Source organism: Enterobacter sp. CRENT-193, from assembly GCF_002787395.1.
In the GTDB taxonomy this organism is placed as follows: Bacteria; Pseudomonadota; Gammaproteobacteria; order Enterobacterales; family Enterobacteriaceae; genus Enterobacter; species Enterobacter hormaechei_C.
Genome location: NZ_CP024812.1, coordinates 2,587,925 through 2,600,440 on the forward strand (window position 1 = coordinate 2,587,925; position 12,516 = coordinate 2,600,440).

The window sequence follows — 12,516 nt, forward strand, 5'->3', positions numbered from 1 at the left end:
GTGGAAAAGACGGGGATAATCACGTTACCTCTGGCGTTTAGGCAAAGATGTCTACGGCACGGCTGCCGCGCGCGGCGGATTGCAGGGCGGCAGGGGCAGGCAATAACTCTTCACTCTCATCGTTAAACCCGCCATGCTGGCCGGAACGCGAAGCGTGCTGTTGCTGCCCGGATGAGGACTGCTGCTGCCCGGCAAAGCCCTCGCTGCTGACGCTGCTTTGGGAAAGCTGAATGCCGTTTTCCGCAAGCTGCGTGCGCAGGATCGGCAGGGCCGCTTCCAGCGCCGCGCGAACGTGGCTGTGGGGCGAAACCATCTGCAACTGTGCCTGGTTGTCATCCAGCTTAAGCGAAATTTGCACCTGCCCCAGATCTTCCGGGTGCAGACGCAGCTCTGCGGTCTGCTGTCCCTGTCTGGTGAACAGGGTGATGTGCTGGCTCAGATTCTGCTGCCATTCGTGCGTGCCCAGCGGCTGGCTTAACACCGGCGCTGTCGCAACGGTAGCGGCAGGCTGTGAAGGCGCCAGATGACTGACGATCGGGGCCAGCGTCGCGGTTGGGCTGGCGGCAGGCGACGCCGCGCTCGCTACGTCCTGCTTCTCCGCGACGGCGGCGACGGCTGGCGTAACGGCTGCCGTGGCGGGCAGCGAGGTGTCGCTGTCCTGAACCGGCATTTTTTCCTGACCCGTTAACGCATGGCTAAGCGGCTGATGCTGGCCGTTATCCGTCTGGGCTAGCGCAGAGGGGAGGGCGGCACGGGGGGCGATCTCCCCGGTGCTCGCAGGCTGCGTCGCTACCGGGGTGGTGGTCTGCTGGTGCGGTAACATCGCCATCAGCGCGCTTAACCCGGCCAGCTCCTCTTCTTCAGTCGTGGTCTCGCTGTTTGTTTTCGCCTCCGGCTGGGTCAGCGCCTTCAGCGCATCCGTATTCGCGGCGGGTTTCAGGCCGGAGACGAGGCTTTGCAGGGAGACGGCGGTATCTTCATCAGTTAGAGTCTCCTGACGGGAGAGCAGTTCGGCGATTTTGGCCTGGAGCGTGGTATCACCGTTTTTTTCCTTTGCCGCTGTCGAGAGCTTGCTGCCCGCCGCTTTCAGATCCGCCAGTGTCAGCGGGGCATCTTTGCCTTTGCCAGTGGTCTCGGTCAGCGCGCCCGCCAGCAGAGAGAGAAAATCTTGCGCGCCCTCAGCGCCTTTCCCGGCAAGCGTGCCGCCGGACGGGTCGCTGTCGGTCATCAGCAGTTGTTGCAGTGTGATCATTCAGGTTTCCTCATTGATGCGCGCTGGGCAAACTCATCCATTTTTTTCTGATCCAGACGGTTTTCCGCCAGGGTCGAGGCTGCAATCTGCCGGTCCTGTAGGGTTTGCCAGGCCTGCAACCGCTGTTTTTTCTCGCGCCAGAAATTCAGCGCGGTATCGACTTTTTGCGTCCACTGGTTAAGCTGCTGGCGATGCTGCTCAATCGCCTTTTCCAGCGTCTGGATAAACTGCTGATAGTTAATCCAGCGCTGGCTACCAATGCCCTGCGTCATGTCGGTGTTAAGGTTGGTGCGATATTCATGCTGATAGTCGATTAACATCTTCAACTGTTCTTCAGCCTGCTGGCACCCGCGTCGCATTGCACCAAGCTGCAATGCGGCATCATCAACTTCTTTTTCAGCCAGATCTTTCAGCGTTGATAACGCGCTGTTCTGCGCCATGACCTTCGCCCTCCACCTGTGTTACACCTGCGGGAAAATCAGCTCCAGTGCCTGGAGGGAATCTTCCCAGTCGGCGCGTTCAAAAATACCCTGTTGCAGAAATGCCTCCAGCTGCGGCCAGAGGGCAATCGCTTTATCGAGCATCGGGTCGCTGCCTTTGGCGTACGCCCCGACGCTTACCAGATCGCGGTTGCGCTGGAAGCTGGAGAGCAGTTGTTTGAAGTTACGCACGCGGGCGTAGTGTTGCTCGGTGATCAAGGCCGTCATCGCACGGCTGATCGACGCTTCAATATCAATCGCCGGGTAGTGCCCGGCTTCGGCCAGACGGCGCGACAGCACGATATGGCCGTCGAGGATCGCGCGTGCGGAGTCGGCAATCGGGTCCTGCTGGTCATCACCTTCGGTCAGTACCGTATAGAACGCGGTGATGGAGCCGCCGCCGCTGATGCCGTTCCCCGCGCGCTCAACCAACGCCGGGAGCTTGGCGAAGACCGACGGCGGGTAGCCTTTGGTCGCGGGCGGCTCGCCGATGGCCAGCGCAATCTCACGCTGCGCCATCGCGTAGCGGGTCAGGGAGTCCATAATCAGCAGCACGTGCTGGCCCCGGTCGCGGAAATCTTCCGCAATACGCGTGGCGTAGGCGGCACCCTGCATACGCAGCAGCGGCGACACGTCCGCAGGCGCGGCGATCACCACCGAGCGGGCGCGGCCCTCCGTACCCAGAATGTTTTCGATGAAATCTTTGACTTCGCGACCACGCTCACCAATCAGCCCCACGACGATCACGTCCGCCTGGGTATAACGCGCCATCATGCCGAGCAGGACCGATTTACCCACGCCGGAGCCGGCAAACAGCCCCATACGCTGGCCGCGTCCCACCGTGAGCAGGGCGTTAATCGGCCGCACGCCGGTATCCAGTACGTGCTCGATTGGCGTGCGTTGCAGCGGGTTGAAGGGTTGGGTGATCAGCGCGCCGGTTTCGGTGGTATCAGGGGAGGGCAGGCCATCGAGCGGTTTTCCGCTTCCGTCCAGGACGCGGCCCAGCAGCGCCGGACCGAGCGGCAGCTGTTTGCCGCTTTGCAGGCCGTCACCGCTAATGTTTTTCGCGTAGACGCGGGCGCCGGGCAAAATCCCTTCCACTTCTTCAAGGGGCATCAGAAACAGGCGCTGACCGTTGAACCCGACCACTTCGCTTTCCACTTCACGCGTGTCGCCCCCGTCCTGACGCTCAATCACGCAGGTGGCGCCGAGCGGAAGTTGCAGCCCCGTGGCTTCCAGAACCAGACCGGTGGCGCGCGTCAGGCGTCCATAACGACGAACGGATGGCAGCTGCGCCATCTTCGTTTCAAAATTATCAAGCGTGTTAAGCCAGCGCGTAAGGCGAGCGGTCATCAGACGACTCCCGGTGCCGCCAGGCGGCACAGTTCCTGCCAGCGGGTCGCGACGCTGGCATCCAGATCGCCCTCATCCGCCGAGACCTTACAGCCTCCACGATGAAGTGACGGATCGCCGCGCAGCCGCCAGCCGTGCAGGCTCAGCGTCGCGCCGAGGCTCTCTTCCACGCGCTGCAAATCATCAGGATGAACGCGCAGCTGCGGTTTGCCGCTGAACAGCGGCTCCTGCTGGAGTAGCCCCTGGATCTGCTTAATCAGCGCGGCGTTATCCACTATCGGCGTCTGGCCGATCACCTGACGGGCCGCCTCCAGCGCCATCTGCATCAGGCGCGCGGCAATCACGCTGTCGAGCGCATCCAGCGTGTGCTGAAACTCGCTCACCAGTTGCTGCATGCGGGCATGTAGCGGCGCCTGCTGCTGGCGCGCCTGCTCGATGCCCTGCTCTAAACCTTTCGCCAGCCCTTCCTGATAACCCTGTGCGTGCCCGGTCTGACGGCCTTCGTTCATCCCTGCATTGAAGCCCTGTTCGTGCGCCTGCATTTGCATCTGGGCCAGCAACTGGGCGCGCTGTTCCTCTTCACTCAGCTCGGGTTCGCCCGCCCCGGCGTCGCCCTCGTCGGACGACACAACGGCAGGGGTGAACTCTGCGCTGGGAGGGGAGAGGTCGTCAGGCGTCCAGCGCTTCCACGACAGTTCATCAGACATAGGTGTCGTCTCCGCTGCCAATCACCATCTCGCCGGTTTCGGCCAGTCGACGAACAATAAGCAGGATCGCTTTCTGTTCGTTTTCCACCTGAGACAGACGCACCGGGCCACGGTTGGCCAGGTCGTCGCGCAGGATATCGGCCGCACGCTGGGACATGTTGCGCAGGAACTTCTCGCGCAGCGGCTGCTCGGCGCCTTTGAGGGCGATAAGCAGCGATTCGGAGTCCACCTCCTGGAGCAGGCGCTGGATGCTGCGGTCGTCCACTTCGACCAGGTTTTCGAACAGGAACATCTCGTCGATAATTTTCTGCGCCAGCTCGCCGTCGAACTCGCGTACCGCCGTAATAACCGCCTCTTCCTGCTGCGTTTTCATCAGGTTGATGATTTCCGCTGCCGTTCTCACGCCGCCCATTTTGCTGCGCTTGAGGTTCTGGCCGTCGAGCAGGTTGTTCAGCACTTCGGTCAGCTCCGCCAGCGCGGCTGGCTGGACGCCGCCGAAGGTGGCGATACGCAGCATCACGTCGTGGCGCAGGCGCTCGTCGAACAGCGCAAGAATATCGGCCGCCTGGCCCCGTTTGAGGTGGACCAGAATGGTGGCGATAATCTGCGGGTGCTCGTCGCGAATAAGATCGGCAGCGCTTTGCGGCTCCATAAAGTTGAGCGTTTCGATCCCACTGGCGGTGTCGCGCGTTTCGAGAATATCTTCCAGCAGGCTGGCGGCGCGCTCTTCGCCCAGCGCCTTAACCAGCACGGAGCGCAGGTATTCGTTGGCGTTGACGTTGAGGGCGGCAAACTGCTCGGCTTCCTGCTCAAACTCCGCCAGCACCTCGGTCAGCTGCTTGTTAGAGATCTGGCGCACGTTGGCCATCGCCGCGCTGAGGATCTGCACTTCTCGCTGGGAGAGGTGTTTAAACACCTCCGCCGCGCGATCTTCGCCAATGGTCATCAGCAGGATGACGCTCTTATCGGTGCCTGTAAGCGTATTACTCATGTTCGTTACCCATCCAACCGCGGATGACCAGCGCGACGACGCGCGGATCGTTATCTGACATTTCGCGAATGCGCTGGCTCATCACCTCTGCGCCCATGCGCTGGTTAGCACGACGCTGCTGCATCTGTTCATCTTTGCTGAGACGAACTTCAACCGCTTCTTCCTCGTCCGGACGCGCGTTCTTCTGTTCCAGCGCGGCTTTCTCGGCTTCAGCACGACGCTGTAGCTGAGGACGAACGCCCTTACGCCACAGCAGCCACGCGACAATCAGCACCAGCAGCCAGCGGCCTGCGGACATCAGCTGATCGAAGAACGCCTGCTGTTGCCAGAACGGCAGTTCGCCACCGGTCTCATCCACCGGGTTGAACGGTGAGTTCACAACGTTGAGGGTATCGCCACGTTTTTCAGAGAAGCCCATCGCTTCGCGGGTCAAATCTTCGATCTGCTTCATCTGCTCCGCCGTGAGCGGCAGCGGTTTACCGTCCGGCAGCGTTTTGTAGTTCACCACCACGGCAACAGAGAGACGCTGAATATCGCCCGTGTTCAGTTTGGTATGGCGGATGGTCCGGTCGACTTCGTAGTTGGTCGTTTCGTTACGGCTGCTGTTACGCGGGCCGGCACTGTTCGCGGTCGAGGTCGTCTGCTGATTCGTTTGCTGACCGTTCTGCGGGTTTGCCGGCGGGGTGGAGATTGGCGCGGCGTTGGCAGGCGCAGGCTGGTTAGAGAGCGCGCCCGGCACACCGCCAGGATACTGGCCGCCGACCTGTTCCGTCTCATTGATCTGACGCGAGCGTAACACGGCGCGGGAGGCATCCCCGTTCGGAGCGTACTGCTCTTCGGTCTGTTCTTTATTCGAGAAATCAATCTGCGCGGTGACCTGCGCGTGCACATTGCTGCTGCCGACCACCGGGCCCAGAATCGCTTCAATGCGACGCTGAAGACGGCCTTCCACGTCGGCGGCGTATTTCAGCTGGGCGTCGTTGAGATCGCGCCCGGCGGTGTTGGACTGCGTCAGCAGATGACCACTCTGATCCACCAGCGTGACGTTACCCGGCGGCAGACCGGCCACCGCGCTGGAGACCAGGTGCGTGACGGCGCTGATCTGCCCTTCATCCAGCGCACGGCCAGGTTCGAGGTTAACGGTCACAGAGGCAGAAGGGGACTTTTGTTCGCGGACAAACAGGGACGGCTTAGGCATCGCCAGGTGCACACGGGCACTTTTCACCGGGCCTAAGGTTTCAATCGTACGGGCCAGCTCACCTTCCAGCGCGCGCTGGTAGTTAACCTGCTCGCTGAACTGACTGATGCCGAATTTTTCCTGATCCAGCAGCTCAAACCCAACCGCGCCGCCTTTTGGCAGCCCCTGCTGGGCGAGACGCAGGCGAAGCTCGTGCACTTTATCTGCCGGTACTTCAAGCGCACCACCGTTGTCGGCAAAGCGATACGGGATGTTCATCTGGGTCAACTGGGTGACGATGGCACCGCCATCCTGGTCGGAAAGGTTGCTGTAGAGCGTGCGGTAATCGGGGCTTTTTGCCCATAAGACCATCGCGACAACGATCGCAATGGCGGCAGCGCCTGCCACAATCAACGGGATCTTAGGGTTGGCGCGAAGGCGGTTCATCCACTCGAGTGATTTATTCTGTGGCGCTGTCGATGCTGCTGTCGCACTCATTGCGCACCTCTTAAATCCTGGTGGTTTACGTTATTCGTGTAGAGAAACAAAACTGACTCCCGGGTCGGCAAACACGACAAAAGTTCCATACTGATGGCCCTGCCATTATTTGATGATTCGGGATTTTCTATGCGTCAAATAACCTGGTTTTTTAACGCTATTTACCGCCATTATCTTATTGACAAGCTGTTAGTCTTGACCTCGTAAAAAATCATCCAGGGGAGAGTCATGGCTATACAGGGCATTGAAGGGGTACTCAGTCAGTTACAGGCAACGGCGATGACCGCCCGTAATCAGAGCGTGGCTGACCAGCCGCCGGGCGTCAGTTTCGCCGGTCAACTGCATGCGGCGCTGGACCGGATCAGCGACAAGCAAAACGCAGCCCGTACCCAGGCTGAGAGATTTACCCTTGGCGAACCCGGCGTGGCGCTCAACGATGTGATGGCCGATCTGCAAAAAGCGTCGGTGTCATTGCAGATGGGGTTGCAGGTGCGTAACAAGCTGGTGTCGGCATACCAGGAAGTGATGGGCATGCAGGTTTAGGTTATCTAACCTAATGATATTTATAATTAATAACCACCCGATCCCACTGCGTGGGGCATGGATGGGGCAAACTCACTCAATTTCTGGTTGAGGATGAGTACCTGATCCTGGTTATTTTCAGCCATCCAGGATCCGTACACCCGGTAAACCATTTGCGCGTCGGTGTGGCCCATTTGCTTCGCGATGAAGTTCGGGTTAGCACCGGCAGCCAACGACCAGCATGCATACGTGTGTCGGGACTGGTATGCTCTGCGATAGCGAATCCCGGCGCGTCGCATTGCCGCTTCCCACGACTGGTTAATCGACCCCACTGCGTAATGATGCCCGGCACGGCCATTACGTGATGCGATCTGCGGGTTGAACACGAACGTGCATGGATGCACATCGGTACGGCCATACTCGCGCAGTTTCACCTCAACCTGATACTGCTTACCCAGGCGTGTTAACTCGGCCTGGCTCTTCAGCACGTCGATCGCTGGCTGAATGAGGTTGATGATACGGTCCGTCCCGGCCTCTGTTTTCGGAAGGGTGAACTCCTTCGTTAACGTGTGGTTCCGGCGGATCATCATCGTACCCGCTTTCAGGTCGATATCTTCCCAGGCCAGCGACACAAGTTCTCCGTGGCGCACGCCGGTGTAGACGGCAAGAGACCACATGTTTTTCAGTTGCTGGTGGGCGCAGGCGTTAATCAACCTGACAAACTCATCGCGCGTCAGCGGGTCAGGCTCGCATCGTGACCGCTTAAGCATGGCGATCCCGGTGAACGGATTCATCCGTACATAACCGCTATCAGCGGCAAACTTAAACATCCCGCCCATGGTCTTCATGTAGTTGTTGACCGTTCTGACTGAGCGGCCCTTAACCGGCGTTTTCTGCCCGACTTTCAGCGTGTGATAACCGGTCAGCAATTCCTTCCTGATAAACAGCAGATCTTCCTGCGTTACCGCAGATACCAGCCTGTCCCCACCAATCCTGGGCACCATGTTGCGCGCTATAGATGCATAGCGTGACATCGCGTTGGTGCTGATCTCCATACGCTTCAGCTCCAGCCATTTATTAGCCAGTTCGAGCACGGTGATCTCCTTGCTCTCCACCCCAAACCTTCTCAGGTTCGGTGAATCCGGGAACTGGGCCGCATAATTGAAATTGCCGGTCTTTATCGCGAAGCACACTGACGCGCGCAGCTCGCCAGCGACCTTTCTGTTTTTTGGTGTATCCGGCACTCCGAGGCTTTCACGAACCCGGCTGCCTTTATAGATGAACCATATGCGGAGCGTACCGCCATGGTTTTCCACGCCTGTTGGGTATGCTGACTTAGCCATTATTCCCTCCTGACGTCCAAGAGCCTGCTAAGCATAAACGGATCTTCATTGGCGCGCACCCGGCTGTTTCTTTGACATGCTCTCAACCCACTGGTCGACAGCCTTTCGGTTGTACATGCATTCGCTGTTTTTCTTCGGCACGCCGTCCGGTGAGACGTGAAGGTATTCCCGTCCTACCATCCAGCATTTTTTGCGGGCTCGCTCGATAGTGCCCGGGCGAAGGCCGGTAATCTCGACGAGCTTTTCTTCGGTTACCCAGTCGTTGGGCACGATTAAGGTCATTTCGCTCATGGGTGTCTCCAGGCAAAAAGAAGCCCGGCGCGTGGCCGGGCAAAAAGGGATAACGGAGCAGTGCTTTCGCACCCAATAGCCAGCTCATAACTGGCTATCAGTTGCGTCAGTCGTCTTCATCTTCGTCCCAGTTCTCGTCGTAATATGGCGAGGCGAGAAGTGGGTTAGTTGCTGAGAGAATCTCTCCGGCGGCTCCCTGCCGCTGAAGTCGTCGAAGTGCTTCGTAAAGCTCAAAAGCTTCCGTTCTCTCATCACCAATTTCGAGGGAGCACGCAACCTTGTGCGCCTCGGTTACCAGATTTGAGAGTTGGTTTCTGATTTCCTGAATGGTGCTCATAGTCCTCCTTACGCCGCGCGCTGGGCGCGCAACTTCTTCAGGTGTTCTGCTGTTTCGATTTCCTCGGCAATCCGCTCGGCCTGTGCTTTGGTCAGCGGCTCGAATTCATGTTGAAAGCGGCCCATGCTGGCGATGCAGGTGCGACCGTTGCGGGTGTAGTGGATTACTTCGTGGGTAGCGCGGAGGATTTTGCAGGGCGCGCCGTGGTGATCGGCGTACCAGGTATTAGACTGGATTATCCTGAACATTGGGTACCACCTTAAATTCGATTACCCAGACCCAAGGGTTGTGCTTGAAGCTTTGATCCGGATAGATGCTGTCCCATAACCCGCGGAACCACAGCCATTTATCCATGGTCCCGCCGTAAGGCGCAGGATTTGCGGGATAACCTTCTTTCCCCGCGTCTTCATCGCTGACGCTGGCTAAGCGCTCCACTCGCATTCCGGTAATCTCCAAGGTTAGACGACTGGCCCAGCGCGGCATGTGAATCGAAGGCGTCCATTTACCATACGGGCCGTTGCCGTCTGCCGCATAAAGCAGAGCCGAACAACCAGCAGGCTCTTCATGATCAGGAACCGCGCAGAACGTTTCGCGCACCCAGATGCGATCGCCAACGTCGCCGAACGGGCAAGAAAACTGCTTTGAGCGCGCTTTAATTCCACGGGCGTCTTCTTGAGACCAAAAATACATTCCGATCTCATTGGCTATGGACGACTCAATAATGCGTCGCAGGCCAAACTCTGGAGTGTCTGGCTGGACCTTCATAATTCGCCGCGTTTGCGTTTTCCGGCCGTCGAGGATGGCGCGCACCATCTCTCCGTTAAAAATCATTCCGCGCTCTTTCACTGGATCCCCCTCTGCTTATTCTTCAACTCAATGACGGATTGGCAATCCGCGCACGTCTGGCAGCCGGGCACGGCAGCGCGCCGTGGTTCGGGAATTGGTTCGTCGCATTCTTCACAACGCTCAGCTGATACGGCGTTGCGGTTCAGACGGTGAGCGGAAAGGGCAGCGTTACGCTGAAGCTCTTCAATCTCTGCTGCGGTATTGATGATGTCAGCCATGGTCAATGCTCCCGGAACTGTCGGTTAATTCGGTTGAATGTGAACGCCAGCAATAAAAAAGGCCGCTTTAGCGACATGGTGATTTGCGATTTCATGGCTGTATCCACCCTTTACCTTTGACGTGCTGAATAACGCCAAGCTTCCTGAGCGACTGGAGCCGGCGATCAAGGATGCGGAAGACGTCCATCGGGTGCTTTCCTTCTGCTTCAGCAATGACGAGGCACTCCTGCCTGACGGAAGGGCTAAATAGCTTCGAAAAAGAGGTTGGCTGAGCGCCGATAGCGCTTAATACTTCGCTATCCAGTTTCGCGTATTTGGTCATGCTGCACCGCCTTCAGGAAAGTCACCGAAGTCAGCAAGGTCAGTTTCGCGATCGAACTTAAATTCGCCTATATCGACAACCTCAACTTCGTGTTCGTAAATATCCCCTCCGCCACTTTCAAGAATCTCGATGGCTTCTTCCAGGCTTTCATCATCCACTCTGAAGGTCTGCGAACCTTCTGCTAGCTTGACCTCAGTGGTAAAAAGAAATCTTTTCACGATTCAACTCCGAAGCGGCGATTAAGCCGCCCTGCTAGTAGCTTTGTACCAAACTCCATCAACACATCTCGCTCAACCGTAGTGAACTCACAATGCGTGCGGGGGTATGGCCGCCAAATAATCAGGATGGATCCTTTGCTATTGCCCGATACTGGCTTGCCGGAGACCGGGTTGATAAATGCCAGCCGCCCGGCGGTGATGAAGCGAACCTCGCTTGCGGTCTGGATCGCTTCTTTGAACCAGCCAACCGAAGTGTCTGCCGGAACCAGCATGACCGTGCCGATCTGATTTGCGCTTTCGGTAGCGGCCTTTTTCACGAACGGAGTGATGTCGCTGTATGGCGGGTTCAGCCAGACGTAGCCAGGAACATTCAGGTAATCAGCCCAGGGCGTTTGCAGCGTGTTCTGCTCGGCGGTGATGAACTTACGGCATAGCGCGTTATGCGGCGCTGCTGCGGCATCAAGTTGAAAGCAAAATTCAGCATCAAGAGAAGCGAAAAGGGCTGGTGGAGTGCGCCAGAGGTCGCGCTGATCCGCTGGGGTATTACTTCCGGTGTAATCGGTCATGATTCCTCCCGCTCCGGATCGTTTACATCCCAGCCATTACGCTCATTATTGGTTTGCAGCCGCTTATCTCCTACATCTTCAATGCTGCGGCCGGTAATCTCCGCGACTTCAGCGTTTGAGTGCCGCCACAGCAGCGCAAGCTCTTCGAGTGACCATGCTTTCATAGCACTGACTCCATTTCGTCGATGTAGAGGCCCTGAGCAATCAGGCGGCTACGGCGGGCGGCACGCGCTATGCACTCCTGCCGTCTACCTTCCTGCGACTGCTCTATGGCGCGCCGGGTGAACAGCCGTGATTTTCCTTGCGGCGTTACAACCTTCGGCTTCGTGACGAGGTCGAATGTCCGGTCGCAGATGCCGTCTTCGTTGAGCAATTTCTCAGTCTCAACGATCTGCGCAATCTGTCCGGAGCCGCGGGTAATGCCGTTGGCAACCCGGTTAAACTCGATGAGCGTTACGCCAAACTTCTCGGCTATTTCGCTACCGGTGACCGGGCGGCCGCGCGTCTGAATCATCCAGATAACGCGCTCACGGAGGCCGGAGAATTGCCCGGTTCGCCCGGGCCTGCGGTAAAAGGGTGTGCGTTTCATTTCCACTGCTCCCCGAACGTGAAGCCAATTTCCGCCAGCGCCTCGTCCATCTTCTCAATGAACTCTGGCACCATTTCGTTGAAATCGGTCATGTACTGCGGATCCCGCTCAACGACGACGTGGTGAATACCTTCGCGTTTCATGCGCGGGTCGTAGTTGGCAAAAAACCAGGCATCTTTCCCGGTCACCCACATGCTGTACTGCACCTGGGCCATGTACGCAGACTTGATTGCTTCGAAACCGCCAAGGCGGAATTTCATGAAGTCGCGGGAGGTGAAAGGGCATTTAAGCTCAAGGCCGAACCCGTTACTGCACAGGCCGTCAGGGGAGCACGCGGTGCGCATGCTCTCGTCACGGAACAGGATCGGAGACTCCGTGACTTTCACGTCGGTGGTGAACTCGAAGAGGGTGCGGGCGTCTTCTTCATACTGCTTGCCCCAGGCCAGCGCCTTGGCGTTAACCTCTGGCGCGACTCCTGTGCATACCTCGGCAAGCAGCGTGTGGAAGTAGGACATTTTCATATCTGTCCACTTCTTCCCCGATCGTGGCTTGGATATGACGTTGTGCACTTCAGAGGCGGTGATAACGCCGAGGCGCAGCCGGTGCCACGCCTCATCACCCTGTTGGATAGTGGTAACGTCAATACCGGTCCGGGCCAGGATAATTTCTGGTGTCATAGTTTTACCCTGTATACGTTCTGCTTATTTGAACGGGTGCCATCGTGAAACCATATCGCGCACCTGGTGACTTCTATCCATTTACGCCGCTCAAGCTCGGCGATGAACCATGAAACGCGAGACATTGAAA

The 12,516-nt window shown here is 58.0% G+C and carries 19 protein-coding genes; 1 reads left to right on the forward strand and 18 read right to left on the reverse strand.

All coding sequences use genetic code 11. The features are described 5' to 3' along the window. Window positions 1-37: 37 nt before the first annotated feature. From fliK to fliF, 6 genes are read right to left on the reverse strand one after another with little or no spacing between them, the layout of a single operon-like run. Window positions 38-1,252, reverse strand: coding sequence for a flagellar hook length control protein FliK (fliK, locus tag CU081_RS12630; protein WP_003859600.1), 1,215 nt, complete (start codon window positions 1,250-1,252; stop codon window positions 38-40). Further along, complete coding sequence (gene fliJ, locus CU081_RS12635) at window positions 1,249-1,692, reverse strand: flagellar export protein FliJ (RefSeq protein WP_006811155.1); 444 nt, start codon at window positions 1,690-1,692, stop codon at window positions 1,249-1,251. Before fliJ ends, fliK begins: the two co-directional genes overlap by 4 nt. Before the next feature lie 21 nt (window positions 1,693-1,713). Further along, a complete protein-coding gene (fliI, locus tag CU081_RS12640; protein WP_003859604.1) occupies window positions 1,714-3,084 on the reverse strand; it encodes a flagellar protein export ATPase FliI in 1,371 nt (456 codons plus the stop codon). Beyond that, window positions 3,084-3,791: a flagellar assembly protein FliH gene (fliH, locus tag CU081_RS12645; protein WP_058647503.1), complete on the reverse strand. Its 708-nt coding sequence runs from the start codon at window positions 3,789-3,791 to the stop codon at window positions 3,084-3,086. The genes fliI and fliH overlap by 1 nt, the downstream gene beginning before the upstream one ends. Continuing rightward, a complete protein-coding gene (gene fliG / locus CU081_RS12650; RefSeq protein ID WP_003859608.1) occupies window positions 3,784-4,782 on the reverse strand; it encodes a flagellar motor switch protein FliG in 999 nt (332 codons plus the stop codon). The genes fliH and fliG overlap by 8 nt, the downstream gene beginning before the upstream one ends. After that, complete coding sequence (fliF, locus tag CU081_RS12655; protein WP_022651464.1) at window positions 4,775-6,457, reverse strand: flagellar basal-body MS-ring/collar protein FliF; 1,683 nt, start codon at window positions 6,455-6,457, stop codon at window positions 4,775-4,777. Before fliF ends, fliG begins: the two co-directional genes overlap by 8 nt. 228 nt (window positions 6,458-6,685) lie before the next feature. On the opposite strand from fliF, the gene fliE reads away from it, so the two are divergent. After that, window positions 6,686-7,000 (forward strand): flagellar hook-basal body complex protein FliE, encoded by a 315-nt coding sequence (fliE, locus tag CU081_RS12660; RefSeq protein ID WP_003859612.1) that lies wholly within the window; start codon window positions 6,686-6,688, stop codon window positions 6,998-7,000. Window positions 7,001-7,026: 26 nt separating this feature from the next. Here the strand turns inward: fliE and CU081_RS12665 are convergent, their stop codons facing one another. The 12 genes from CU081_RS12665 to CU081_RS12715 all read right to left on the reverse strand — a co-directional run bounded on the left by CU081_RS12665 (window position 7,027) and on the right by CU081_RS12715 (window position 12,386). Then, window positions 7,027-8,322, reverse strand: coding sequence for a tyrosine-type recombinase/integrase (locus tag CU081_RS12665; RefSeq protein WP_100185466.1), 1,296 nt, complete (start codon window positions 8,320-8,322; stop codon window positions 7,027-7,029). Between the two features lie 45 nt (window positions 8,323-8,367). Beyond that, window positions 8,368-8,613, reverse strand: coding sequence for an excisionase family protein (locus tag CU081_RS12670; protein ID WP_014070846.1), 246 nt, complete (start codon window positions 8,611-8,613; stop codon window positions 8,368-8,370). Between the two features lie 106 nt (window positions 8,614-8,719). Then, entirely contained in the window at window positions 8,720-8,950 is a 231-nt protein-coding gene (locus CU081_RS12675; RefSeq protein ID WP_100185467.1) for a hypothetical protein, read from the reverse strand. Between the two features lie 8 nt (window positions 8,951-8,958). Further along, window positions 8,959-9,198 (reverse strand): DUF4222 domain-containing protein, encoded by a 240-nt coding sequence (locus CU081_RS12680; protein ID WP_063137247.1) that lies wholly within the window; start codon window positions 9,196-9,198, stop codon window positions 8,959-8,961. After that, the gene (locus CU081_RS12685; protein ID WP_063963182.1) at window positions 9,176-9,796 is read right to left on the reverse strand and encodes a hypothetical protein; all 621 of its coding nucleotides are present in this window, start codon (window positions 9,794-9,796) and stop codon (window positions 9,176-9,178) included. Before CU081_RS12685 ends, CU081_RS12680 begins: the two co-directional genes overlap by 23 nt. After that, the gene (locus tag CU081_RS12690) at window positions 9,793-10,014 is read right to left on the reverse strand and encodes a TraR/DksA family transcriptional regulator (protein WP_100185468.1); all 222 of its coding nucleotides are present in this window, start codon (window positions 10,012-10,014) and stop codon (window positions 9,793-9,795) included. Before CU081_RS12690 ends, CU081_RS12685 begins: the two co-directional genes overlap by 4 nt. Before the next feature lie 91 nt (window positions 10,015-10,105). Beyond that, on the reverse strand, window positions 10,106-10,336 hold the full coding sequence (locus CU081_RS12695) for a hypothetical protein (protein WP_048244440.1): 231 nt from the start codon (window positions 10,334-10,336) through the stop codon (window positions 10,106-10,108). After that, complete coding sequence (locus tag CU081_RS12700; protein WP_048244438.1) at window positions 10,333-10,554, reverse strand: hypothetical protein; 222 nt, start codon at window positions 10,552-10,554, stop codon at window positions 10,333-10,335. The genes CU081_RS12695 and CU081_RS12700 overlap by 4 nt, the downstream gene beginning before the upstream one ends. Next, the gene (locus CU081_RS12705) at window positions 10,551-11,120 is read right to left on the reverse strand and encodes a phage N-6-adenine-methyltransferase (RefSeq protein WP_100185469.1); all 570 of its coding nucleotides are present in this window, start codon (window positions 11,118-11,120) and stop codon (window positions 10,551-10,553) included. The genes CU081_RS12700 and CU081_RS12705 overlap by 4 nt, the downstream gene beginning before the upstream one ends. Further along, the gene (locus CU081_RS26270; RefSeq protein ID WP_190324492.1) at window positions 11,117-11,284 is read right to left on the reverse strand and encodes a hypothetical protein; all 168 of its coding nucleotides are present in this window, start codon (window positions 11,282-11,284) and stop codon (window positions 11,117-11,119) included. The genes CU081_RS12705 and CU081_RS26270 overlap by 4 nt, the downstream gene beginning before the upstream one ends. Next, complete coding sequence (locus CU081_RS12710; RefSeq protein WP_100185470.1) at window positions 11,281-11,709, reverse strand: regulator; 429 nt, start codon at window positions 11,707-11,709, stop codon at window positions 11,281-11,283. The genes CU081_RS26270 and CU081_RS12710 overlap by 4 nt, the downstream gene beginning before the upstream one ends. Then, window positions 11,706-12,386: a lambda exonuclease family protein gene (locus CU081_RS12715; RefSeq protein WP_026080606.1), complete on the reverse strand. Its 681-nt coding sequence runs from the start codon at window positions 12,384-12,386 to the stop codon at window positions 11,706-11,708. The genes CU081_RS12710 and CU081_RS12715 overlap by 4 nt, the downstream gene beginning before the upstream one ends. Window positions 12,387-12,516 lie beyond the last annotated feature (130 nt).